We start from the raw sequence: 22,156 nt of genomic DNA on the forward strand, positions 1-22,156 counted from the left end.
GGAGCGCCGGGACGACATCCATGACGCCTTCCTGCAGTTGGCTGTCTGCCTCATCCTGCACCGGCGCGTCCGAGCACTCTGTTAGGACCTCTAAGACCAGAACGTGGAAGTGACCCGGCGCGTTTCCCGGCTCGACCGCTCTCGAACAGACCCGCGCAGCGGGCAAGTTCGCCCCGGTCCACGACGCCTGGTGGAACCAGGTCATGAAGATCCACGGCGAGCGGGACCGCACCCGGCCCTGATCGAGGTGCTACTGCTCGGGCGGCACCTGCCGCATGAGTACATCGTCGCCGGTCTGGCTGCGGATGCGGTCGCGTTGGAGGCCCGCAAGGCCACCCAGGCCGAGACCGCACCGGATACCCGGGTGCCCGGCCAGTTGTCGGCGACGGTGACGGTGACGTCCCTGCACCAGTGGAAGCTGTCTCATCTCCCGCCGGCCACCAGGCCGCTGCCCTCGGTGGCCCCCTATGACCAGTTGCTCCGACGTCGTCGTGTCAGCGGCAGCGGCCACTGAGCGGAAGAAGCACAGTGGCCCTGCCCCGTCGGAGAGGCTTGACCGAGCAGGCCGCCGACGCCGTCTGCCGCATGCTGCGGCTGCCGTCGATCCGCGACGAGTCCCCGAGATCGCCGACCGGGCGATGAAGCACCAGATGACCTACCGCGGCTTCCTCGCCGAGCTGCTGATGGCCGAGTGCGACGACCGGGTCCGCCGCCGGTCGGAGAGGCGGATCAAGGCCGCCGGCTTCCCTCGAGAGAAGCCCCTGCGGAGCTTCGACTTCGACGCTCACCCGAGCATCGACCCGGCCATCATTCATACTCTCGCCAGCTGCGAGTGGCTCAAGAAGAGCCAGCTGCTCTGCCTGATCGGCGACTCCGGCACCGGCAAGTCGCACATGCTCATCGCGCTGGGCACCGAGGCCGCGATGAAGGGCTACCGCGTCCGCCACACGCTCGCGACGAAGTCGCCTCCAGCGCCACCGCCTGCTCGGGCGTCGGCAGGAGTTTGACCCGCACGACCAGTTTCACGATCACCGATCGTAGACATCCGCACGATGCCGCACCACGCGTTCCCCACCGGCCACCCCGTCGGGTGAAACCGGCGCTCCTGGGCCCGGTGAGTGTCCTGATGGCGGCGAAGCCTGAGGAGCTGACCCGGCTGCGGCGCAAGGTCCGCGAGCAGGAACAGACGATCGAAGTGCTGGGAAAAGCCACGGCCTTCTTCGCGCAGCAGAAGACGAAGTAGCCGTGCGCTACCGGTTCATCGACACGGAGAGGGCGACCGAGGACAACCCGGAGGGGCACAGTGTGTCGCTGCTGTGCCGGGCGTTGAAGGTGGGGCGCTCGGCCTACTACGCCTACCTCGCGGTCCGGCCCACCGCCGAGGTCCGGCGGGAGGTCGAGGACGAACTCGCCGGGGAGATCCGGCGGATCCACACCGACTCCCGGGGCGCCTACGGTACCCCGCGCGTGAGCACGGCATGTGCGGGATCACCCGCCGTAAGCGCCGTGGTCCGGCCAAGGCCGATACCGAGGCCGCTCCGCCTCCCGACCTGGGAGGACGCGACTTCACCGCTGCCGAGCCCGGCACGAAACCGGTTTCGGACTTCACGTGTCTCCCGACGCCGGTCGGCTGGTGGTACCTCGCGACGGTCATCGATCTGGCCACGCGTGAGGTGGCCAGGTACGCGATGGCCGACCACCACCGGGCCGAGCTCGTCGTCGACGTGCTCAAGATGGCCGTCGGCCGCAGTTCCCTGAAGAAGGACCGCATCGCGCACTCGGGCCGTGGATCGAAGTACACCTCGCATGAATACCGCAATCTGATACGGGAGTTGAACCTGAGATCACGCTGCGCGACTGCGGGATCACCACCGTTGCCGTCATCGGCGTCGCCATGGAGATCGGTGTCGAGCCCACCGTCCGCCATGCGACGGGCCTGGGCCACACTCCGGTTGTGTCACGGATGCCTGTGGAGGCGGTGGCGTAGAGGTCGCCGAGCGTACACTGGCCGCGTTTCGATTCGCGGGGAGACGCCCTGCTGACCACTGCGGAGGAGTTCTGCTCCGTGCTTGCCCCTGACTGAGCCGGTCTCCGAGCCGCTCGTACGGCACTGTCACATTGGCTGACCGGGTGGAATGATCTTCTGGTGGTCTCGCCGGGAGGGCCCGTTCGTGGACAGCGCGCCGAGGGAAAGCGCCACCCCCAGGCCGTCCTGGCCCTGGCCCGCCGTCGCGTCGACGTCCTCTGGGCCCTTCTCCGCGACGGACGGACCTACGGAGCCATGCCTTCCACTGCTTTCATGGCTTGGCAGACAGCATCAGGAATCATTGCATCGGAGAGTCGGGCGGGGGGAGTTGGATGGTGCGCTCCCGGTCGAGGGAGTCGACGCCATCGACCGCCTCCAGGGCCGGGATCCGGTCCTCCGCGACAGTGCCGGAGAGCGTGCCGAGGACCGGCTGCTCGCCCGTGACCGTCAGCCCGGCCCGCCGCAGGGCCTCGACCACCTCCGCGAACCGGTCGGGGTCGACCGCGAGGATGACCCCGACCGGCGCGGATGGGGACGACTCGCTCACGGGGCCTGGAGCAGGCCCGCGCCGACGTCCCGGACGGGCTGTGCCAGTGGGAACGCGCCGGACTTCAGGCCGGCCATGAGATCGGCCGCGGAAGCGTTGGGGTTCGCCTGGGCGAGCAGGGCGATGACACCCGCCACGTGCGGCGTGGCCATGCTGGTGCCGCTCATGGGCTGGTATCCGCCGCCGGGGGCGGCCGAGTGCACCTGCCAGCCGGGCGCGGCGATGTTGATCTCGCCGCCCTGTCCGTTGATGCCGCCGTTGGAGAAGAACGTCGGCGCGATCGCCTTGTCGAGCGCGGCCACCGCGAGGATGGAGGGGCAGTTGGCGGGCCGGCCGACAGACCGGATGTCCTGGGGCCGATGGCTGTCGTTGCCCGCGGCGGCGACGATCACCGCCCCGCGCTCGAGCGCACGCCTGGCCAGGATCTCGTACGTCTGCGGGAAGAGTTCACCCGGTCGGACGGGTGCGCCCAGCGACATGGAGATCACCCGCGCGCCGCGGGCGACGGCCCAGGCCATGCCTGCCAGGATCTGGCCGTCGGTGCCGCTGCCCGCGTTGCTGAGCACCTTTCCCGCGAGGATCTGGGCCTCGGGGGCCACGCCGTAGCGGGGGCCCTGCCGGGGGCTGGCCGGGCCGGCGGCGGTGCCGATGCAGTGCGTGCCGTGGCCGTGGCCGTCCTTTACGGTCTCGCCGGGCACGAAGGATTCCGTCGCCTCGATGCGGCCGGCGAAGTCCGGGTGGTCGGTGTCCACGCCGGTGTCCAGAACGGCTATCTTCACCCCGCGTCCGGTCAGGTGGGACAGGTCGGCCCGAATCGCCTGCAGGCCCCAGGTCCACTTCTCCTCGATCCAGGCCGGGCCCTGACCGGCGGCGATCTCGGCCCTGGTGTGGCGGGTGACCACGTCCTCGTCGCTGCGGTAGGCCGGGAAGAACTCGGTCGGCGCCTGCTGCGGGGCGGTGATCGGCAGGGCGTAGACCATGCGCTCCGGCTCCGCCGCGATGATCGAGGGTTCCGCCTCGGCCGTGGTCACCAGCGCGTGGCGCTGCTCGGGCCGCACCTCGACGACGGCGGCGTTGAGGTCCTCGAAGAGCACCGAGACGTCGGGGCGCTCGAGGAGTTCGGCGACGTTCCCGGCCTCGGTGCCTCGAACGCGCTCGACGGACGCGATGTCGGCGGAGGAACGCAGTGCGTTGATTCCGCTCTCCTGGTTGCTCGGGTCGAGCAGAACCACGTACCGGCCGGTGTACTCGGTGCCCTGGCCTCTGACGGGGCCATTGGGCCGAAAGGGCTGCTCGCCGAAGGCGCGCCTGTCCATGGGGCCGTTCGCCATTGAATTTCCCACTTTCTGCTGGGTTTCCCCCCGGTTCGTGGACGCGCGTCGATGCACGGAGTGTCGGGTGCGGGGGTGGCGGGGCGCGGTTCAGTCGTGAATCGACGCGTGGTGCCGTCACCTGCAAGGCTGTCCCTTGCCAGGCTGTCGGCGGCGCCCCTCGAACACCGTCGCACTGAGCACGAAGGACCGCAACACAACGTCACTGACCGTGAGCCCTTTCATCCTCAGTCCGAGCTGTCCAGATATATGCAGAGGACGGCCAGGACGAGGCCCGTGATGCGGGTGGTCGAGCATCGCAGCTTGCGGAGGAGCCACCAGGACGTGAGGGGGCGACGCCTGTTCGACGAGGGCCCGGATCCTTGCGCGGGACCGATCGACCGCCTGCCGCCCTCGGGGCGATACTGCTGGCCTCGCATAGGCGCTGTCACGTTGTTGGGTGCCTGGGTCTCTGCCGCCACGTCGGGACGTGGCGGTGGCCGGTGGCCTGGTCCCGGAGGGTGAAGCGGGTGGCCATCTCGGTGCGGTATTCGGTGACGGTGATCAGGTGGCGGCGGCGTCGGAAGTGCGGTGAGACGCCGCTGAACGCGGCAAGGAACCTCTGGGCTCCGCCGGCGGAGCGGAAGCCCTTCATGGCGCGTTCGCGCTGCCGGGTGGGCTGATGGCTGTTCTCGGCCCGGTTGTTCAGGCTCTTGTGACAGCGGTGCTTGGCCGAGGGCATGGCCTCGCGGCGGGCCGCGCCGTAACAGCGGAGCTTGTCGGTGACGACCACGCGGGCACCATGCGGGTCTAAGCGCTAGGCCGCGGTTTCGTCCCGCCGGGACCGCACCAGGAGGTCGAGCACGGTGACGTCGGCGCCGACCGCGCGCCGCCGGTACATGCGCTCCCCGTGGATCATCACGAAGACCTCGTCCAGGTGCCACGGGTCGCCGGCCCGCGGCCGACGGCACGCCCCGGTGTTCATCCCTTGACGACGCCGAGCGGTACCAAGCGGACGACCAGCCGAGCCAGTCCCGCGCCCTCGGTGGCGGTCGCCACGACGTCGACGTCCTTGTAGGCGTCCGGGGCCTCTTCGGCGAGCCCACGCCAGGAGGACGGGCGGACGGCGATGCCGTGGGCCTCCAGTTCGCCGCGCAGTTGCTCGCCCCGGACCCGGCGCAGCGCCTGGTGGCGGCTCCATACGCGCCCCGCGCCGTGGCAGGCGGAGAGGAACGCGTCGTTCTGCGGGGTGCCGACCATCACGTAGGAGGCGGTGCCCATGGTGCCGGGGACCAGCAGTGGCTGTCCGGCCTCGGTGAGGTCCTCCGGGAGGCTCGGGTGGCCGGGGGGCAGGGCCAGGGTGGCGCCCTTGCGGTGGCCGCACAGCCGACGCGGTACGCCGCCCACCTCATGTGTCTCGAGCTTGGCGGTGTTGTGGGAGACGTCGTACACCAGGTCCAGGCCCACCCCGGCAGCTGTGGCGAACGCGTGGCGCACGGCCTGGGTGAGCAGTTGTCGGTTGGCACGACCGTAGTTGGCCGCGGCCGCCATCGCTCCCAGATAGTCGCGGCCCGGCGGGGAGACGACCGGGGCACAGGCCAGTTGCCGGTCCGGGACGGAGATGCCGTAAGCGCGCAGCGAGTGGTCCATGACCCGGACGTGATCGGTGCACACCTGGTGTCCCAGGCCGCGTGAGCCGCAGTGGATCATCACGCACACCTGTCCATGGCGCAGGCCGAACGCGGCCGCGGTGTCCGTGTCGTACACCTGGTCCACGGCCTGCACCTCCAGGAAGTGGTTGCCCGAGCCCAGGCTGCCCACCTGCGCAAGCCCCCGGTCGACGGCCCGCTGCCCGACCTGTGAGGGATCGGCCTCCGCGAGCGCTCCGTGGTCCTCGCAACGCAGCAGGTCGCGTGGCACGCCGTGACCGCGCTCCACCGCGTACTCGGCCCCGCCGACCAGCAACTTCTCCATCTGCGGGCGTCCGGACAGTTTCCACAGGCCGCCACGTCCCATGCCGCGCGGGATGGTGTCGCCGAGGATGTCCATCAGCGTCCGGAGACGGGGGGCGAGCCGGCGGCTGTCGGTGTCGGCGGCGAGCAGCCGTACACCGCAGGAGATGTCGAATCCGACGCCGCCGGGTGAGATCACTCCGCCGGCGTCGATGTCCGTGGCGGCCACCCCGCCGATCGGGAAGCCGTACCCCCAGTGCACGTCGGGCATGGCGTACGAGGCGCGGACGATGCCGGGCAGGGTCGCTACGTTAGCGATCTGCTCCAGCGCTTTGTCGCCGGTCGCTTGTGGCAACAGCTCCCGGGTCGCAAAGACCACCCCGGGCACGCGCATCGGGCCCTGCCGCTCGATACGGAAGCGGAAGGGGGTCTCCTCCACCAGCGTGATGTCCATGCCCATCACCCTCTGCCCTCTCTCAGGCGACCTTCCCCGAAAGCAACACCCCGACCCCCGCCGTTCTCGGGCGAGCGCGGTCAGGAGGTCGGCTGGAGCAGCAGAGCTCGGACGTTGTGCGGTAGCTGCTCGATTGCCGTCCCCAGCTGTCCGGGTGAGAAGTGCCGACGCAGGGCGGCGGTGACTGCGGGGGCGATCGTAGGGGCCTCCTCAGCGGTGACCCCGGCTTCCTCGACGGACGGCTCCCGTACTCCTCGCGGCCGTACTTGGCCGGCACGATGCTGGGGTCCCAGCCGCCGTAGTGGACGCCACGCAGCAACTCGGGAAGCTGCGCGCCGAAGTGGGCCACCACATCGACGGTGGGCCGGTCGCGGAGCGTATGCAGCCAGGTGCGCAGGACCCTCTCGGCGAGGTGTCGGTCCTCGATTCCCAGAACCTCGGACACCGCCTTCAGCCTGATGTTCGCCGTGTGGACGGCGTGCTCAGAGCCGGCTGAGCGCGTCGCGGACATGAATCTTCCCTTTGCGGTCTGTCCGTGCATCCGTGCCTGCGCCTCACCGGCTGCCGCACCTCCGTCGCGGGCGGTGCGTGACACCGACACCCGGAAGCGGTCAAGAAGTTCAATGAGTGGCGGAACGGCGAGCGGCCGTCGCGTCGACGGCGCGTCCCGCGGGAAGAGGCTCGTTGCCCGCGCGGCTCCTCCGTGTCCCAGCCCTGTCATATTCATGCTATTGCCGATGAAGCCGACCGGCAGCCGCACCACTGCCCAGCGTCACGGGCACGGCCGAATCGCATGCGGAAGCGCCCGCTGCGGCCGAGATGCACTGCCGGGTGGGCCACTTGAGAATGGTCACGGCACGATCCGGCCTCGGATGCACCGCCTGGCACCCGCCCCCCGGGCAGACGGTCACGGGTCACGCACCCATCGGCCCGGTATGGAAAGGCGGTGGCATCCGATGGCATATGTCGCTGTGAGTGTGCTCAGCCATCCAGGACTGGTCCGCGACCGGAACGAGGACAGCCTCGTCGTCGGGCCGTGGACACTGTGCGCCACCGTCACCGAGAACCCACAGACGCTCGTGTTTCCCCTCGGTACGCCGCTCGTCGTCGCCGCCGCCGACGGGCTCGGCGGCCAGCCCGGCGGGGAGGTGGCCAGTGCCCTGGTCGTCCGCCGACTCGCGTCGACCGGGCCTGTCCTGACCGATGAGAACGGCGTCCGTGAGGCCCTGCACGCCTGCAACCGTGAGGTGTACGCGGCCGCAAGCGGCGGCGGACCGGCCACGATGGGCACGACCGTCGCGGGCGCCGTCATATTGCCCCAGTCGCTGCTGGCGTTCAACGTGGGCGACAGCCGGGTCTTCGCCGCACTCCGGGACGGACTGCTCCAGGTCAGCGTGGACGACAACCCCCCGACCGAGCCAGGGCAGCGCGTTACTTCCCTCGTGACCCAGGCCCTCGGCGGCACGGCGGAGTACCGCGCCATCACCCCCCATGTGACCGCCGCCTCTGTGGCTCCCGGCGACCGGTACCTGATCTGCACCGACGGCCTGACCGACCCGGTGCCGAACGATGTCCTCGACGGTCTGATGCGGGAGTACGACGACGGCCGGGCCGTCTTCGAACTGTGGAAGGCCGCCATCGCGGCCGGCGGACCCGACAACATCACGCTCGCCCTGGTACGCGTCGCGGACCAATGAGCCCCGGTTTTGACCGGTGTGAACCGGACGGTGGGGCCGAGGGCGCCCCTCTGATGATGCGACGAAGGGCACGACATCACAGGGAACCCGCGTCATCGCCGATTGACGTCGGTGCCCGCTCCTCGCACTTCGGGGAGTTCTGGCGCTTCTGCCCGCGCTCGGTCGTCACCGGCGCGCTGCCGCCGTATCTCCGCGCGTGCCGATGTCGGGTCGGCGTGGGCACGACCCCAGTCACGGCGAGCTGACCGTCACCCTTCCTCGTGTCGCACGGTCCGCCGAAACGGCGGCACGACGCGGTCGGCGGGGCTCAGGAGGAAAAGCCGTACCGTCCTTGCAGGCGGACGAAATGCGCGGGCGTGAGTATCCGCCGGCGCTCCAGCCCCGTCGCGGTGCGCAGAAAGGACACGACCTGCTCCCGGCCACCCGGCCCGATGGGCTGGACGAGGCGGCCGCCGAAGCGCAGTTGCTCGGCCAGCGGGGCGGGGACCTCCGGGAACGCGGCGGACACGATGGCTGCGTCGTACGGAGCGCGGTCCGGGACGCCGCCGCTGCCGTCCCCGATGCGCAGCTCGATATTCCGAATGTCCTGCCGGGCGAGGTTGCGCCGTGCCCGCCGGGCGATGTCCGGCCACATCTCGATGGTCACGACATCGGCGGCCAACCGGGCGAGCAGCGCGGTCTGGAAGCCGAGGCCCGTACCGATCTCGAGTACGTGCTCGTGCCCGCTCAAGTCAAGGCCCTCGATCATCATGGCGGAGAGCGAGGGCTGTGTGGTCACCTGTGCGTGCCCGATCGGAATGGGCACGTCGTGGTAGGCATGTGCTCGGTGGCCGGTGGGGACGAACGCCGCTCGGGGCGTCGCCCGTACGGCCTGGAGCAGGCGCTCGTCGCTGATACCGGCCCCTCGAACGGCCCGTACGAGATCCTCGGGTGGAGGGGCGGCTTCGGTCATGTCCGCTGCTTTCCGTGCGATGGCCGGAGGGCGAACGTGCCGTCGGACTCACGGTCGACGGGCCACCGACGACGCCTCGACCGCCGGCCAGGGCGCTTCGCAGATCAGGCGTACGCAGGCTGCCCGTCCTGAACGAGCGGCGGCGCGCCGCCGGCGTCCTGATCATCGACGACCTGTTCCTGACATTCTCCAGCGCCTCACCGACGTGCTCAACCCGGTGCCCGGACCATGCCGGACAAACCGCCAGGTCCGTGCTTGTCAGGAAATGGTGCGACCGGGTCCAGGTGGACGCCTGCCCGCTGCAGTCGTCCTGGTGGTGCCGGGCCACGGGCACGGGCCACCGCGCCACCCGGGGAGGTGTCCATCGGCCAGACCACCGCACGGCTCACGTCCGAGAGCGAGACGATCCCGACCAGCCTGCCGTCGTCCACGACCCGGTACTCGGCACCCGGCTCCATACGCGACAGCAGATCCGCCAGCGGACTGTCCGGCCCCACCACGGTGGCCTGCGCCGACGGCACCATCACCTCCCTCACCGTCACGGCATGGGCCCGGACCTGCGGCACCCGCCGGGCACCGTCCAAGGGCACCAGCCCGACCGGGCCCCTTCCTCGGTCACCGGGAACGCCGAATGCCGGTAGCGGTAGCTCGCATCGGTGAGGAAGCCCGTGACCGTGGTGTCCGCGGGAACCGTGAGGTTCGGGCGTCATGGCGTCCCGCACCGAGGCACCGGCGAGCACGCCGCGCAGCTGGGCCTGTCGTCCCTCTGCGGTGGCGGCCGCGATGAGGAACCAGCCGAGCAGCGCCAGTCACAGACCGCCGAACGCGCCGCTTTGCACGAACGCGATCAGCTCGAGCATCACGAGCGGCCACCCGAAAACCCGCCCCGCTTCGGGCGCGCCGGCTGTCGCCCGCAGCCGGTCTCCCGTGCGACACCACAGGAACTCGCGCAGCAGCCTGCCGCCGTCAAGCGGTGCGGCGGACAGCGCGTTGAAAAGCGCGAGCAGCACGGTGATGCCCGCCGGCCAGGCCACCATCTCCACCACGATCCCGGACGCGGGCCCAGGTCGGGCAGCCAGGTACCGAGGGCGAAGGGCCCGCTCAGAAAAGGCCGACGGGGGCGACGCCGACGATCCTCAGCCCCGCTCCGGGGCTGGTGCCCTCCGTCCTGAGCCGAGCCGCCCGCCCAGCGGCCACAGCACGATATTGTCCACCTCTCCCCCGTTGTGCCGGACCACCACGGCGTGCGCCAGCTCGTGTACGAGGGGGTGGACTGGCCCGACGAGTTCCTCGAGGGCTTCGAGATCTGCGTGGCCTCGGTGCGTTCTCACTTCCGCATTGGCCGGACGACGATGACCCGGCGGGTCGTATGCGCCGGTGAGAATCCCACATCAACGTCATCGGTCACCCCGCCACCCCTCTGATCGGCAAGCGCCGGACATCGACGTCGACCTCGACGAAGCGTTCGCCGCCTGTGACCGCACAGGCGCGACCCTGGAGGTCAACGCCCGGCCCGAGCGCCCCCACCTGGGCGACGAGGACATCCTCCGTTCCAGGAGTCACGGGGGCGAAGTTCTCCGTCAACAGGAACGCCCACCCACTCCCCCTCTCGCGTACCTCCGCTAAGGAATCGGCACGGCACAACGCGGATGGATCACCCCCGACGGTGTGATCAACATGTGGCCACTGCGGCGACTGCGCCGGTTCCTGCGCAAAGACCGGGTGGGCTGAGGCGCACGTGCAGCGGGTCGCTCGGCTGTTCGGGCCATGCGCCGAGGTGCCGCGGCAGCCGAGCTGGACCGGTGGCCGCGGCCAAGGCTCACACGTCGAGCGTCACCGAGCACATCCAGCCCTCCGGCCCGCGGGCGAAGGCCAGCTCGTGCAGCGTGACCGCCTTCGGTGCGGCCCCCGTCACCGGGAGCGACCCGGCATCAGCCATCTGCAGCCCGCACCGCAAGCCACCGGGGACCGGTGTCAGTTCCACGCCGACCGGTACCTCACCCTCGGTATCGAGCCAGTACACGACCTCCTCCAGCAGGGCGACCAGTACATCCTCGTCCCTGTCCGCCCGCAGCACGACGTCCCGCCGACGGACACCGGCTGCCCCCGTCAGGTCCAGAAACGACTCGCAGACACCCCGCACCGCCTGCGTCAGGCACTCCTCGCGCGTCGGGGCCCATGCCTCCACCCGCAGGTCCGCGGTGTGCGGAACACTACGATGCCCGGCGTGCCGCGCGGAACTGTCCGGCCTTGTCACACCCCTGCTCTCTCCTCACGATCCACACGAACGGTCCGCGTCTCCATCGTCGTCCCGTTGGGGAAGGGCACGCGCGTCGGCCTCGCCGGATTGCCCCAGGTGCACGGCGGCGCGGTCAACGCGGGAAGGAAGCGAACCGCCCGGGGTTTGATGAAGGCGTCGAAGACCCGGAAGGATGCCGATCATGGCTGCTCCGAAGAAGTGCTCCGACGAACTGTGTGAGCGCGCGACGCGGATGACGGTGGAGGCCCGCAAGGACCCTGCCACGCGGACCGGGACGGTCCGGCGGATCGCCGAACGGTTCGATGTGCACCCGGAGGCCCTGCGGACCTGGGTCAAGCGGACCTGGACCGGCGAGAGCCTGCGTGAGGGCGCCACGAGTGCCGATGTCGCCCGCATCGCGGAGCTGGAGCGGGGGTGAAGGAGCTGCGGCGGGCGAACGCGATCCCGAAGTATGCCTCGGCTTTCTTCGCGGCGGAGCTGGACCGTCCACTGCGCTGAAGGTCGCCCACATCGGCCAGTGCGAGCAGGAGTTCGACGTCCAGCCGGACTGCGACGTCCTGAAGGGGACGGACGCCGAGATCGCGCCGAGCACGGCAACGGGGCCCTCCTGCCGGTCACCGTCCTTGTTCCACGTACTCCTTGAAGTGCTCGAGATCGCTGCGGACGAGGCGTTCCATCGCGTTCGCCTGGGCGAAGCCCTTCGGCCCGCCGAAGGTGTCCCTGATGGTGCCGGGCTCGTACTCGAGCCGTGCCTGGACCCGGGTACGGTTTTCGTCGATCGACTGCAGGGAGAAGGAACCCGTCAGGTCGGGAGCACCGGTGGTGTGCCACTCCATTACGTGCTCTCCCTCGTGGTCGGAGACTTCGGCCTCGAATTCCCGGGACCGGCCGCCGGCCTCGACGCCGAGGTGTGTTCGGCCTTCTGCCTCCGTGCGGGCGTCTCGCAGTCCGTCCACGAAGCGCGGATAGTTCTCCACCCGGTGGAGGCTGTCCCATGCTTCGCCGATCGGAACTTCGACATCAACGTGTTGTTGGAGGGTGCTCACAGCCCACCTCCACGTCCGACTCATGTGCGTATGTGGCCTTCTTTTTCCATTATGCGCCGTCACCGTCTCGTCGTCCGGGACCCGAGACGGGGCTGGCCGTTATGCGGCAGCCGACGGGGTCGACTGCCCACAGCACGGATCCGGCGCCGTCGAAGGCGACGTCGCCGGACACATCGGTCACGATCAGGGTTTGCTGTGCGCTCGGCTACCGAGGCGGGGCTGCGGATGCCGACCGGCGTCGGGCCACGCCTGAGCAGTCACCTCAGGGTCGGCCTGCCGAACAAATCCGCGTAGGATTCAGGAAGTTGAGACAGCAAGTGATCGACTTGCCTGCCGGAGGCCGCGTCGGCGACGGTGGACAGCACTGCGCTCGCGTCCCACTCCGCAGTCCGCGGTCGGGCACCGGTCTGCCGGGCTACGCGGCTGAGGAACTCCTCCCGGTCAAAGGGATCGGGGCCGCCCGGTTCCAGGTGCAGGGCCTCGGTCAAGGGAGCGGGCAGCTGAGCCGCGAGGCCGGCGGCTTCCTCCGGAGTGATCCTGGAGGCGAGCACTCCCAGCACCGCCGTACTGACGTGCTCGGTTTCCTCCAGGCTGTGGTACTCCCCGCGGTCTTGGACCCGGGTCAGGAATTCCTCCAGCCTCACGGCCACCTCCTGCTGTCGGTCCGCACGCCACTGCGACTCCGGACACGCCGCGCCCTGCCTGACGCCACCTGGGCGACTCCGCACATGGCAGCATCCAGGGCGCGCATTGCCTGCTCCGAGTGCCCGCGGGCCGGACCGCGAAACAACGTCCGCGAGACGCACCACGGCACCCGGGCCGGAGGTCCGTCGGGCACGGAATCCGAAGTGACCCCGGCGGCAGACGGACGACCCACAGCCGAACCGGAGACGGAGGAGGCGGAGGCACCGGCGGCCACGTTCTCGTCTCTCGTCGTCCGGCCGCTGCGTCCGCGCACAGGAGTGGAGGCGCTGATGGTTGCAGGCGTGTCGTTGTCCGTGAGGGCTCGAAGCGCGCCGCCTGGCGGCCTCGGGGAGTCGCTGCCGACCGCGGCGCCTCCTTCACCTTCCGGGCTCTGCCCACTGCGTGATCGTCACGGCGCAGAACCCTACCTGTGGGCAATGGCGACTCGATCTTGACATAGCGCATTGCAGCCGAATGCATACCGTGCGTTGCTAGTACTGTTCAGGGACGCTACCGAAAGTGCTCCAAAACGCCCGGAGCCCATTGGAGGAGAGCAGCATGGCGACTGGCAAGGTGAAGTGGTTCAACCCGGACAAGGGCTTCGGCTTCATCCAGCAGGACGGCGGCGGTCCGGACGTGTTCGTCCACTTCTCAGCCATCCAGGCCACCGGATTCAAGGAACTGCACGAAGACGACCGTGTCTCCTACGACGTCACCCAGGGGCCGAAGGGCCCTCAGGCGGAGAACGTCGTCGTCGAGCCGTAGCCGGGTTCCCCGGCGTACGTCAGGGCGGTGGTGTACCGGCCTGACTCCTCGGGCGCAGGCCACTGAGGGGAAGGAGATGGGCAGGCGCGGGTCCAGGTCGATGCGGGAGAGATTTACCAGCCGTGTGCCGGAGACCTCCTTGTCGAACACCGGGGCGGTCACGTGGGCCGACTCACTGAGGTCGACGGTGAGGCGGGTGGCTGCGGCGAGGAAGGCGGTGTCGATGTCGATGCCGACCGTGCAGGGCGGCAGGCACTCCTCATCGCCGAGCAACCGCACATCGCGCACCCACTGGTAAGCCTTTTCATCCAGGAAGCCGCGCTCCCACCCCTGCGCAACCAAATGCTCCTGGGGCCTCCGGCGGCGCCGGGTCCACCGGCCGGACAAGTACGCCCGGGTTCGAGCCGGGGACCCACTCGCCGCTCGCCTCGCCCTTGACCGGCCGGGCCGGCGGCCGCAACGCCGTCCTCAGCTCCAGCCCGGTCACCTCAATGGAACCACTCGGAGTGAGTACCCGAGACGCGAACACACCCAGGACACGGGCCAGATCGGCGGGGTGCAGCCGGGCGGCGTCGCCCCAGGCACGGGGTCCAGGGCGTCCCGAGCCAGGACCGCCGTCTGTACGCACTGCCGCCGGCCGCCCTGCGCCAGGCGGTGGATCCGTGGCCACCGGCCGAACCCGCGCTGGGTCCACTTCCACTTCACCTCCGCCAATTGCTTGACGACCGGGTGATCCTCCGTAAGGCGCGGGCCCCGGCGGTCCTCAAGTCGTTCCGGCGGCCCGAACCGCGCCGCGGCCGAGGCGGTCGGCACGATCAGCGGGTCGGAGTCCTTCTCATGCCGGTGCAGCCTCGGCTGCCCGATCCCGGGCTCCCTCGACACCCAGTGGACCAACTGCGGGACCGTCGCGACCGGGCATTCCATCAGCACTCCGCCCACATCAAGGACGAGGACCGAGCCCGTCGGCTTCCGGAGACCACGCCGCCTCCGGCGGAAGACATCTCCGGCGACACACCCGTACCTGGGCACAGGATGCGAGGAGCACGGGTGACTCATCACAGGGTGTGGTGTAACGCCTGTTGCATTCCCTGGTGTATCGAATGCAGAATCGGGCGGGCAGTGGCTCGTTCTCGTCATCAAGACCCCCGCCGAGCCCTCCCGTCACCGGGTCGCCGTATGGCGTGGGCTGCGCCGCATCGGCGCGCTCACGCTGGGGCAGGGCGTCTGGGCCGTCCCCGACGTCCCCGTCTTCGCCGGCGGCATCGCCCGCGCCCTCACACTCACCGAGAACGCCGGCGGACAGGCCGTCACGCTCAGTGCCTACGGCCGGGCACCCGAAGATGCCGCCCGCTTCCAGGTACTTTTCACCGCCACCCGCTCCGCCGACTGGACCGAGCTCCTCGCCGACTGCGGCAAGTTCGAAGAGGAGATCGCCGAGGAGATCCACAACGCCAAGTTCACCCTTGCCGAACTCGAAGAGGAAGAGCAGTCGCTGGAGCGGCTGCGCCGCTGGCACCGGGACCTGACCGCCCGCGACGTCTTCGGCGCCCCCGAGGCCGCCGAGGCCGCGGCGCGCCTCAAGATCTGCGCAGCCGTCTGCGAGGAGTACGCCGAGCGCGTCTTCGCCCACCTGCACGAAACCCCGGAGGACCAGCGATGACCACCCCGACCGCCCCCGCCCAGGCGGCGCCCGCGCGCCGGATGTGGCCCCTGTACGCGGCCGGGTTCACCACCGCCTTCGGCGCCCACGGCGTCGCCGCCAACCTCGGTGGCTTCTCCGACGACGCCGTCACCTCCCTCCTCGTTCTCGGCGGGCTCCTCGCCCTCTACGACGGTGCCGAGATGATTCTCAAGCCTGTCTTCGGTGCCCTCGCCGACCGCATCGGCGCCAAGCCCGTCCTCGTCGGCGGCCTCATCGCCTTCGCCGCCGCCTCTGCCCTCTACGTCATAGCCGACAGCCCCGGCTGGCTCTGGGCCGCCCGCCTCGGCCAGGGCGCCGCCGCCTCCGCCTTCTCCCCGTCCGCATCCGCACTCGTCGCCCGCCTCAACCCGGCTGCCAAGCGCGGGCGAGCCTTCGGCAGCTACGGCTTCTACAAGTCCATCGGCTACACCCTCGGCCCCCTCCTCGGCGGACTCCTGGTCTGGGTCGGCGGCCTGCGCCTGCTCTTCACCGTTCTTGCCCTGCTCGGCGCCGGCGTCGCGGTGTGGACCGCGCTCGCCGTACCCGTCGTGCCTCCGCTGCCCAGGCAGCGCCAGACCCTCCTCGACCTCGCCCGCCGCCTGGCCGACCCCGCCTTCCTCGGCCCCACCGCCGCCCTCGCCGCCGCGACCGCCGCCCTCTCCGTCGGTGTCGGCTTCCTGCCCGTCTCCGGCGCCGCCGTCGGACTTGGCACCATCGCCACCGGCGCCGCCGTATCCGTCCTCGCCGCCACCGCCGCCTTCGTCCAGCCCTGCACCGGACGCGCCCTCGACAACGGGCGGCTGACCACCCGTAGCGGCCTCGCCGTCGGCCTGGCCCTCACCACTGCCGGTCTCGCCGGCGCCATGCTGCCCGGCCTCGCCGGCGTGCTCCTCGCCGCCGTCCTCATCGGCGCCGGCACCGGCCTGATCACCCCCCTCGGCTTCGCCGCCCTCGCCACCAGCACCCCCGAGGAACGCATGGGCCAGACCATGGGCGCCGCCGAACTCGGCCGTGAACTCGGCGACGACGGAGGCCCGCTCCTCGTCGCCGCAGTGGCCACCGCCGCGACCCTCACCTACGGCTACTCCGCCCTCGCCGCCCTCACCGCGGTCGGCGCCGCCCTCGCGCTCGCACGACGCGCAGCCGCCCGGCCCACCGAGCGCGTCACCGGGAGTTCATGACGCCACCGCGGAAGGTCGTTCAGGCAGTGCCACTGCCGGCCACTCACGGTTCACCTGACAGGGCGGCGACTCCCTCCCACCTCCCACGCGGTGACGACGGCACCCGCAGTGACGCGGACTACGTCTTCTACGTGGTCGACCAGCGTCCCGAAAAGGGTGATGTCTGCGCAGTGGGCGCGGAGCCCCGACTCCTCGGCGGGTTCGCGGACGACAGCCCCTTTGAGCGGTTCACCCGGTTCGGCTGTCTGCGCGACCACCGGGGCCACGTCCGTGGAGTTGGAAGGGGGTCATGTAGTCCGCCGACCCTCCATCGACTGAGGCAGTTCGTGATCTCGCACGTCCATTGCGGAGCACGGATGTCGGTGCTGTGGAGCAGGCCGACAGTTGCACGAGCGGCCAGAAGCAGGGGCAGGTGGGCGATCGGCAACGGAGCGGCAGTCGGCCAGGCCCGAGCCGTACCGGAAGAAGCAGGTCTCCGGCACCGAACAGCTCTGCCAAGGGCTTCAGCCAGTGTGCTCCGGGACGAAGATGTCGGCGGTCTCCACCGCGCGGCCGTCGCCGTCGTAGTACGTCCGCTCACCGCCAGGATGAGGTCGCTTGCGTTGAGACCGAGCAGGGCCGCCTGTCCCTGGGAGGCGGGCAAGCCGCAAAATTTCCACCCGGGTTCCCATGCCGACGCCGATGCAGCGCGTCCGCTCGACCACGCTCATGCCGGCGAGCGGGCTCATCTCGGGCAGCAGGACGGGCGTCTCGTTGGTGATGACCACGGGCTCCCAGTGCCCTCGCCAGACCGATCCGGGAGTTCGCCGAACTCCTTTCCCCGGCTCCGGGAAGCCACGACGCACTCACGAAGCAGTATTGCGGTCCCGTCTCGGGCGGTATTTGAATTTTCCACGGGTGCGGGCGATTGATCCGCCCGAGGCAGAGGTGATGACCACCCTGCCAGGATTTTCGCAGGGAGATCTTCTCGATAGGGCCATTCGGGGGGCGGCTCATCCGTGGGGAGTAATCACTCAAGAACGGGAAAATAAGGGTAAATTTTGGGAGTAGGTGCTTGCGGCAGGTGTCGCATCAGCATGCCTCCGCTCGATCGGCGGGGTTTCCTTCACAAGGGGGCACCGCGGCCTTCACCTGCAGGGTCCAACGATGGGCTCCGGGCCCTCCGCACCCGTACCGGCCGGAAGGGGTACGCAATGGATCTGTGGCTGATCTGGTTGATCATCGCAGCTGTGTTGGCTGTGGCGGAGATCCTCACCCTCACCGCTGCGCTCGGAATGCTGAGTGCCGCCGCGCTGGTCACGGCGGGGTGCGCGGCAATCGGACTGCCACTGCCCTTCCAGTTCTTGGTGTTCGCCGTCGTGGCGACCGTCACCGTGCTGTTCGTGCGCCCTGTCGCAATGCGTCATATGCTCCAGCCCCAAGCGGCGCGATTCGGCATAGATGCACTGGTCGGCAAGGCTGCCTATGTCGTCTCGGAGGTGTCGGGCCGGGGTGGCAGGGTTCGTATCGACGGGGAGGAATGGACGGCCCGCGCCTACGACGAGACGCTGGTGATTCCTCCGGGAAAGACCGTCGACGTCATAGAGATCAGCGGCACCACTGCGTTCGTTTACCCCCGGGACTGAAACCATGGAGACCTCTGCGTTCCTCATCGTCGGCCTGCTCGTCGCACTGATCGCGATCTTCACCGTGGTGCGGGCGGTGCGCATCGTTCCCCAGGCGCGCGCTCGTAACGTCGAGCGACTCGGCCGCTACCATCGCACCCTGAACCCCGGCCTCAACCTCGTCATCCCCTATATCGACCGCGTTCGCCCGGTGATCGACCTGCGTGAACAGGTCGTCTCCTTCAATCCACAGCCGGTCATCACCGAGGACAACCTGGTCGTCGAGATCGATACCGTCCTGTACTTCCAGGTCACCGACCCACGAGCGGCCTTCTACGAGATCGCGAATTTCCTTCAGGCCGTCGAGCAGCTGACCGTCACCACCTTGCGCAACGTCGTGGGCTCCATGGACCTGGAGAAGACGCTCACCTCACGGGACACCATCAACAGTCAGCTACGCGGCGTGCTGGACGAGGCCACCGGTAAGTGGGGACTGCGAGTCAACCGGGTGGAGATCAAGGCCATCGATCCCCCGCAGACCATCAAGGACGCGATGCAGAAGCAGATGCGAGCCGAGCGGGACAAGCGGGCCGCGATCCTGGGGGCCGAGGGCCAGCGCCAATCGCAGATTCTCACCGCCGAAGGTGACAAGCAGGCCGCCGTCCTGCGCGCGGAGGGCAACCGTACTGCTGCGATCCTCCAGGCCGAGGGCCAGTCCCGGGCCATCGACGAGGTGTTCCAGGCCGTGCACCGCAACGACCCCGACCCCAAGCTGCTCGCCTACCAGTACCTCCAGACCCTGCCCCAGCTCGCGCAAGGTTCAGGCAACAACTTCTGGGTGATCCCCAGCGAAATCACCGCCGCGCTCCAAGGCGTGTCCAAAGCCTTCAGCAAGGAGCTGCCCCCGTCGCCGGCCACTCGCGAGAAGCCTGCCGATGACATGGACGCCCAGGCCGCCGACGACACGGCGCAGGCCGCAGAAGCAGCTGCCGAGGCCGTCGCTGACGCCGCCGAGGTGGATGGCGCCGTCTCCGGTGCCCTCCCGTCCGATCCGCCTCGTTGACAATGAGTAGCCCCTCACCGACCGCTTCGGAATGAGATGAGAGTGTCAGTCGGTTCAGTCGTCGAGACGCTGCAAGATGTGAGTGAACTCGCCGTTCTCGATCAGCCCTGAGAGCACTTGGACCATGTTGCTGATGTCCACATCGCGGACGATGAGGCCGTCGGGACACCGGAATCGACTTCCGCTCCCCGCTGGTGTCCCACCGCTCCACGAGCGTCTCGACGTGAGCAACCGTGCAGACGCTCGCACTCCACCGAGAGCCCTCCGGCAGTCGCACCTCTACGTCGACGTCGTGCACGGCCTCCAGATCCTCACCGGCATCCGGCAGGAACCACGCCTCGAACCGCTCCGCCTGCACTCGACACCACAGGGGCATCCCGACTGCCCGGTTGCGCGTCGTCACTCACCAGGCGAGCCTGTCGGGCGAATTCGCACCTCGACAGTGCTCTTCTGGCACTGTGCCGCGCGTGGACAGCCCGGATTCAACCGGTCGTCGCAACACGCCTGATGCGGGCGGGAATCGAGGCGTCCATGGGGTCGGTGGGCGACTCGTTCGGCAACGCCCTGGCGGAGAACCTGTGGATACTGGTCAAGACCGAGTGCATCCGCGGCCGGGTGTTCGCCACCCGGACCGAGGCCCACCTCGCGCTCTTCGAGTGTCTCGACGGGTTCCACAACCCTCGCCGCATCCAGAAACGGCTCGGCTGCCTCAGCCCATCGAGTCCGAGGAGAAGCACTAGGCCGACCAGGCAACGGCCGAACCGGTGAACCTGAAACCCCGCAAACCCACCATGACCAGCTAGTCAGCCCCTCCCGCACAGCGAAGGAGGCTCACCCCTTGCCGGGCGTCTTTCGGGACAGCGAACGCCAGGTCGGTCAGCTCTTGGGCACGACCTGCACGTCGATGTCGACCCGGATGGTGGGGCCGACGGCGGCGATACCCCTCGCCAGCATCGTCTGCCAGCTCACCTGGAAGTCGTCGCGGTGCAGTTCGGTGGTGACCCGGCAAGCCGCCCGGGCCTCGCCCTGCATGCCGTTGCCGAGTCCGAGGTATTCCATGTCCAGCGTGACCGTACGCGCCACTCCGCGCAGCCACAGCTCACCGATGACGTCCCACCGGTTGCCGCCCCGGGGCACGAACTGGTCGCTGTAGAACTCGATGGTCGGGAATTGCGCCACGTCCAGGAAGTCCGCCGACCGCAGATGGTCGTCGCGCATCCGCACATTGGTGTCGATGGTCGCCGCGTCGATCACCACGTGCATCGCCGTCTGCGTCGCGTCGTCGGCGATCCGCACCACTCCCGCGAAGGAGTTGAACCGGCCGTGCACCCGGGCCACCCCGATGTGCCGCGCGGTGCAGGCGATCGAGGAGTGCGCCAGGTCGATCTCCCAGTCGCCCGGCGCGGGCATCTCCAGTGGCTGTGCCGCCCGCAGGGTCACATCGCCGAGCGAGGCGAGGGAGTCCTCGGTGACCGTGCACGGCGCCCGGTACGGCAGGTACCCCTCGGCGAACACCGCGAGCCGGTACTCTCCCGCCGGAATCGTGGCCACGAACGAACCGAAGGGATCCGTCCCGCCCTCGACCAGTGTGCGTCCCACGGTGTCGCTGACCGCCCATCGGGCATTCGACACCGGCTCGTTGGCCGGGCTGAGGACCCGGCAGCTCAGCACCCCGGCGTTCGAGGGGGTCTGCACAGCTGCCAGCGGGCCCGCCTGACGCTGTTTTGTTCGACCTGCCAACCAGCGGCCCATCATGTGCGACACCCTCTGCGTAACGTCAAGAACACCGATCGCCGGACGCACATTCGATCACCCCGAGGCTTTGGATGCAATAGGCAATTACCTTGAGCCCTTTTCAGCCTGATTGCGCGGTCGGGGTGTTGGCGGGAGATGGTTGCACGGGGCAACGAAACTCCTGGTAGACGGGTTCTCGACCAAGATCGCCCATGCCCGTCAGGAGTTTCGTGTGCTTTCCCCCCGTCGTCGATTGATCTGTCCAGCCACACCCTTCGATACCTGACGGGGCAATTCCGCGCTCGGCGGCGGGAGATCGGGACGCGGTGACGACGCCTGCCGGCCGGGCGTCGGGCCCCGCGCGCCCTGGCCCACCTGCGGTGCGGCGACACCTACGCCCGGCTCGTCGCCGGTTTCCGCATCGGCACCGCGACCGCGTACCGCTCCCCGCACGAGGCAATCGACGTCCTGGCCACCCTGGACGGGGCGATGAGGACCGTGCGGACAAAGGCGTTCGTGATCCTGGACGGCACCCTGCCGCCGACCGGCCGATCGCTGCCTGCACCCTGAACTGCCCCGGTTTTCGCGGAGTCCGGTGATCTTGCCTCAGGCGGACTGCGAGATGGCTTCCTGGCGCTGGCACCCTCGCGTTCGTACTCGGCAGACGGTACGTGGGCGAGGGCGGAGCGGAGCCGTTCCTCGCGGTACCGGGTGACTTGCCGGAAGATCGCGTGCTTGACCTGGCCGAAGCTGGTCCGGGGCCCTGCATCTCGACCGGTTCGGCCTTGAAGGTGCTGTTCAGGGCCTCGGCCATCACGTTGCCACAACTGTCCGCGACGGAGTCGGCCTACGCGGAGGCGCCGGTCTCAGCGAGCGGGCCGGCAGACCGATTGGATACCTGGTGCCCGGAGTCAACCACAGGAAGCAACGCCTCCGTTCCCGCACTCCCCGTCCGTAACCGGAGTGGGGGTACGCACCGACAGGCGCCTCCCGGCGATCCGCCGGACCGGCAGTGGCTCAAGGCAACTTTCCGGCGTCGTCCTCGAATTCGACGAAACCCCGGAGGCCGGCGTCACCCGCGAGGTCCGGGAGGGGACCGGCATCCCGGCGAAGCCGACGCACGAGGCCGGCCCGGTTCCTGGAGCGGCCCGCACCTGCGGGAAGGTGCACGCGGTCCTGAAACGCCGTCCTACCCGGCAG

At 69.5% G+C, this 22,156-nt stretch carries 23 protein-coding genes and 5 pseudogenes; 13 read left to right on the forward strand and 15 right to left on the reverse strand.

Annotated elements, in window-relative coordinates:
* A partial coding sequence (locus AB0I73_RS23875; protein ID WP_363040462.1) for a hypothetical protein occupies positions 1 to 205 on the reverse strand: 205 nt, incomplete at its 3' end.
* A gap of 42 nt (positions 206 to 247) precedes the next feature.
* Between AB0I73_RS23875 and AB0I73_RS23880 the strand changes: the two genes are divergently transcribed.
* From AB0I73_RS23880 to AB0I73_RS23895, 4 genes and pseudogenes are all read left to right on the forward strand, one after another.
* Positions 248 to 514, forward strand: coding sequence for a hypothetical protein (locus AB0I73_RS23880; RefSeq protein WP_363040464.1), 267 nt, complete (start codon positions 248 to 250; stop codon positions 512 to 514).
* Between the two features lie 14 nt (positions 515 to 528).
* Positions 529 to 962: pseudogene (locus AB0I73_RS23885) on the forward strand (ATP-binding protein); the annotation flags it as partial.
* Between the two features lie 516 nt (positions 963 to 1,478).
* A pseudogene (locus AB0I73_RS23890) lies at positions 1,479 to 1,859 on the forward strand (DDE-type integrase/transposase/recombinase); the annotation flags it as partial.
* A complete protein-coding gene (locus AB0I73_RS23895; RefSeq protein ID WP_363040560.1) occupies positions 1,850 to 1,987 on the forward strand; it encodes an isochorismatase family protein in 138 nt (45 codons plus the stop codon). The pseudogene AB0I73_RS23890 and the gene AB0I73_RS23895, both read left to right, overlap by 10 nt.
* A gap of 337 nt (positions 1,988 to 2,324) precedes the next feature.
* Here AB0I73_RS23895 and AB0I73_RS23900 read toward each other — a convergent pair whose 3' ends face one another.
* The 6 genes and pseudogenes from AB0I73_RS23900 to AB0I73_RS23925 all read right to left on the reverse strand — a co-directional run bounded on the left by AB0I73_RS23900 (position 2,325) and on the right by AB0I73_RS23925 (position 7,010).
* Positions 2,325 to 2,573, reverse strand: a complete 249-nt coding sequence (locus tag AB0I73_RS23900; protein WP_363040466.1) for a hypothetical protein — start codon at positions 2,571 to 2,573, stop codon at positions 2,325 to 2,327.
* The gene (locus AB0I73_RS23905; protein WP_363040468.1) at positions 2,570 to 3,904 is read right to left on the reverse strand and encodes a S8 family serine peptidase; all 1,335 of its coding nucleotides are present in this window, start codon (positions 3,902 to 3,904) and stop codon (positions 2,570 to 2,572) included. The genes AB0I73_RS23900 and AB0I73_RS23905 overlap by 4 nt, the downstream gene beginning before the upstream one ends.
* A gap of 227 nt (positions 3,905 to 4,131) precedes the next feature.
* A pseudogene (locus tag AB0I73_RS23910) lies at positions 4,132 to 4,297 on the reverse strand (IS5/IS1182 family transposase); the annotation flags it as partial.
* Between the two features lie 34 nt (positions 4,298 to 4,331).
* Positions 4,332 to 4,850 (reverse strand): annotated as a pseudogene (locus AB0I73_RS23915) (DDE-type integrase/transposase/recombinase); the annotation flags it as partial.
* 14 nt (positions 4,851 to 4,864) lie between these two features.
* Complete coding sequence (locus AB0I73_RS23920; protein ID WP_363040470.1) at positions 4,865 to 6,289, reverse strand: RtcB family protein; 1,425 nt, start codon at positions 6,287 to 6,289, stop codon at positions 4,865 to 4,867.
* Between the two features lie 22 nt (positions 6,290 to 6,311).
* Positions 6,312 to 7,010 (reverse strand): DUF2267 domain-containing protein, encoded by a 699-nt coding sequence (locus AB0I73_RS23925; RefSeq protein WP_363040472.1) that lies wholly within the window; start codon positions 7,008 to 7,010, stop codon positions 6,312 to 6,314.
* A 235-nt stretch (positions 7,011 to 7,245) separates the two neighbouring features.
* Between AB0I73_RS23925 and AB0I73_RS23930 the strand changes: the two genes are divergently transcribed.
* Positions 7,246 to 7,986, forward strand: a complete 741-nt coding sequence (locus AB0I73_RS23930) for a PP2C family serine/threonine-protein phosphatase (protein ID WP_363040474.1) — start codon at positions 7,246 to 7,248, stop codon at positions 7,984 to 7,986.
* A 307-nt stretch (positions 7,987 to 8,293) separates the two neighbouring features.
* Here the strand turns inward: AB0I73_RS23930 and AB0I73_RS23935 are convergent, their stop codons facing one another.
* The 4 genes from AB0I73_RS23935 to AB0I73_RS23950 all read right to left on the reverse strand — a co-directional run bounded on the left by AB0I73_RS23935 (position 8,294) and on the right by AB0I73_RS23950 (position 11,195).
* Positions 8,294 to 8,938, reverse strand: a complete 645-nt coding sequence (locus AB0I73_RS23935) for a protein-L-isoaspartate(D-aspartate) O-methyltransferase (protein ID WP_363040476.1) — start codon at positions 8,936 to 8,938, stop codon at positions 8,294 to 8,296.
* A 209-nt stretch (positions 8,939 to 9,147) separates the two neighbouring features.
* Positions 9,148 to 9,528 (reverse strand): CBS domain-containing protein, encoded by a 381-nt coding sequence (locus tag AB0I73_RS23940; protein WP_363040478.1) that lies wholly within the window; start codon positions 9,526 to 9,528, stop codon positions 9,148 to 9,150.
* Positions 9,529 to 9,747: 219 nt separating this feature from the next.
* Positions 9,748 to 9,984, reverse strand: coding sequence for a hypothetical protein (locus AB0I73_RS23945; RefSeq protein WP_363040480.1), 237 nt, complete (start codon positions 9,982 to 9,984; stop codon positions 9,748 to 9,750).
* 773 nt (positions 9,985 to 10,757) lie between these two features.
* Entirely contained in the window at positions 10,758 to 11,195 is a 438-nt protein-coding gene (locus AB0I73_RS23950; protein ID WP_363040482.1) for an archease, read from the reverse strand.
* Positions 11,196 to 11,379: 184 nt separating this feature from the next.
* On the opposite strand from AB0I73_RS23950, the gene AB0I73_RS23955 reads away from it, so the two are divergent.
* A complete protein-coding gene (locus AB0I73_RS23955; protein WP_363040484.1) occupies positions 11,380 to 11,616 on the forward strand; it encodes a hypothetical protein in 237 nt (78 codons plus the stop codon).
* 196 nt (positions 11,617 to 11,812) lie between these two features.
* Here AB0I73_RS23955 and AB0I73_RS23960 read toward each other — a convergent pair whose 3' ends face one another.
* Both AB0I73_RS23960 and AB0I73_RS23965 read right to left on the reverse strand, forming a co-directional pair.
* Positions 11,813 to 12,268 carry an SRPBCC family protein gene (locus tag AB0I73_RS23960; RefSeq protein WP_363040486.1) on the reverse strand — a complete coding sequence of 152 codons (456 nt, stop codon included), beginning with the start codon at positions 12,266 to 12,268 and terminating at the stop codon, positions 11,813 to 11,815.
* Positions 12,269 to 12,501: 233 nt separating this feature from the next.
* A complete protein-coding gene (locus AB0I73_RS23965) occupies positions 12,502 to 12,888 on the reverse strand; it encodes a DUF2267 domain-containing protein (RefSeq protein ID WP_363040488.1) in 387 nt (128 codons plus the stop codon).
* A 598-nt stretch (positions 12,889 to 13,486) separates the two neighbouring features.
* On the opposite strand from AB0I73_RS23965, the gene AB0I73_RS23970 reads away from it, so the two are divergent.
* The 3 genes from AB0I73_RS23970 (at position 13,487) to AB0I73_RS23980 (ending at position 16,555) form a co-directional block, all read left to right on the forward strand.
* On the forward strand, positions 13,487 to 13,693 hold the full coding sequence (locus AB0I73_RS23970; RefSeq protein ID WP_363040490.1) for a cold-shock protein: 207 nt from the start codon (positions 13,487 to 13,489) through the stop codon (positions 13,691 to 13,693).
* Positions 13,694 to 14,903: 1,210 nt separating this feature from the next.
* Entirely contained in the window at positions 14,904 to 15,353 is a 450-nt protein-coding gene (locus AB0I73_RS23975) for a Chromate resistance protein ChrB (RefSeq protein WP_363040562.1), read from the forward strand.
* Positions 15,350 to 16,555: an MFS transporter gene (locus tag AB0I73_RS23980; protein WP_363040492.1), complete on the forward strand. Its 1,206-nt coding sequence runs from the start codon at positions 15,350 to 15,352 to the stop codon at positions 16,553 to 16,555. Before AB0I73_RS23975 ends, AB0I73_RS23980 begins: the two co-directional genes overlap by 4 nt.
* 503 nt (positions 16,556 to 17,058) lie before the next feature.
* On the opposite strand, the gene AB0I73_RS23985 is transcribed toward AB0I73_RS23980, so the two are convergent.
* The gene (locus AB0I73_RS23985; RefSeq protein ID WP_363040494.1) at positions 17,059 to 17,322 is read right to left on the reverse strand and encodes a hypothetical protein; all 264 of its coding nucleotides are present in this window, start codon (positions 17,320 to 17,322) and stop codon (positions 17,059 to 17,061) included.
* A 426-nt stretch (positions 17,323 to 17,748) separates the two neighbouring features.
* On the opposite strand from AB0I73_RS23985, the gene AB0I73_RS23990 reads away from it, so the two are divergent.
* The 3 genes from AB0I73_RS23990 to AB0I73_RS24000 all read left to right on the forward strand — a co-directional run bounded on the left by AB0I73_RS23990 (position 17,749) and on the right by AB0I73_RS24000 (position 19,990).
* The gene (locus AB0I73_RS23990) at positions 17,749 to 18,180 is read left to right on the forward strand and encodes an NfeD family protein (RefSeq protein ID WP_363040496.1); all 432 of its coding nucleotides are present in this window, start codon (positions 17,749 to 17,751) and stop codon (positions 18,178 to 18,180) included.
* Positions 18,181 to 18,184: 4 nt separating this feature from the next.
* A complete protein-coding gene (locus tag AB0I73_RS23995; RefSeq protein WP_363040498.1) occupies positions 18,185 to 19,222 on the forward strand; it encodes an SPFH domain-containing protein in 1,038 nt (345 codons plus the stop codon).
* A gap of 507 nt (positions 19,223 to 19,729) precedes the next feature.
* Entirely contained in the window at positions 19,730 to 19,990 is a 261-nt protein-coding gene (locus tag AB0I73_RS24000) for an IS3 family transposase (RefSeq protein ID WP_363040500.1), read from the forward strand.
* A 108-nt stretch (positions 19,991 to 20,098) separates the two neighbouring features.
* Here the strand turns inward: AB0I73_RS24000 and AB0I73_RS24005 are convergent, their stop codons facing one another.
* Positions 20,099 to 20,977 (reverse strand): YceI family protein, encoded by an 879-nt coding sequence (locus AB0I73_RS24005; protein WP_363040502.1) that lies wholly within the window; start codon positions 20,975 to 20,977, stop codon positions 20,099 to 20,101.
* 231 nt (positions 20,978 to 21,208) lie between these two features.
* Here AB0I73_RS24005 and AB0I73_RS24010 point away from each other — a divergent pair.
* Positions 21,209 to 21,499: pseudogene (locus AB0I73_RS24010) on the forward strand (IS5/IS1182 family transposase); the annotation flags it as partial.
* Positions 21,500 to 22,156 lie beyond the last annotated feature (657 nt).

It is taken from the genome of Streptomyces sp. NPDC050388, assembly GCF_040655635.1.
Classification (GTDB): Bacteria; Actinomycetota; Actinomycetes; order Streptomycetales; family Streptomycetaceae; genus Streptomyces.

Excerpts from the sequence above, each read along its gene's own strand:
- AB0I73_RS23905 (WP_363040468.1), bottom strand. The coding sequence starts at position 3,904 with ATGGCGAACGGCCCCATGGACAGGCGCGCCTTCGGCGAGCAGCCCTTT.
- AB0I73_RS23920 (WP_363040470.1), bottom strand. The coding sequence starts at position 6,289 with ATGGACATCACGCTGGTGGAGGAGACCCCCTTCCGCTTCCGTATCGAG.
- AB0I73_RS23925 (WP_363040472.1), bottom strand. The coding sequence starts at position 7,010 with ATGACAGGGCTGGGACACGGAGGAGCCGCGCGGGCAACGAGCCTCTTC.
- AB0I73_RS23930 (WP_363040474.1), top strand. The coding sequence starts at position 7,246 with ATGGCATATGTCGCTGTGAGTGTGCTCAGCCATCCAGGACTGGTCCGC.
- AB0I73_RS23935 (WP_363040476.1), bottom strand. The coding sequence starts at position 8,938 with ATGACCGAAGCCGCCCCTCCACCCGAGGATCTCGTACGGGCCGTTCGA.
- AB0I73_RS23955 (WP_363040484.1), top strand. The coding sequence starts at position 11,380 with ATGGCTGCTCCGAAGAAGTGCTCCGACGAACTGTGTGAGCGCGCGACG.
- AB0I73_RS23960 (WP_363040486.1), bottom strand. The coding sequence starts at position 12,268 with ATGAGTCGGACGTGGAGGTGGGCTGTGAGCACCCTCCAACAACACGTT.
- AB0I73_RS23970 (WP_363040490.1), top strand. The coding sequence starts at position 13,487 with ATGGCGACTGGCAAGGTGAAGTGGTTCAACCCGGACAAGGGCTTCGGC.
- AB0I73_RS23980 (WP_363040492.1), top strand. The coding sequence starts at position 15,350 with ATGACCACCCCGACCGCCCCCGCCCAGGCGGCGCCCGCGCGCCGGATG.
- AB0I73_RS23990 (WP_363040496.1), top strand. The coding sequence starts at position 17,749 with ATGGATCTGTGGCTGATCTGGTTGATCATCGCAGCTGTGTTGGCTGTG.
- AB0I73_RS23995 (WP_363040498.1), top strand. The coding sequence starts at position 18,185 with ATGGAGACCTCTGCGTTCCTCATCGTCGGCCTGCTCGTCGCACTGATC.
- AB0I73_RS24000 (WP_363040500.1), top strand. The coding sequence starts at position 19,730 with ATGCGGGCGGGAATCGAGGCGTCCATGGGGTCGGTGGGCGACTCGTTC.
- AB0I73_RS24005 (WP_363040502.1), bottom strand. The coding sequence starts at position 20,977 with ATGATGGGCCGCTGGTTGGCAGGTCGAACAAAACAGCGTCAGGCGGGC.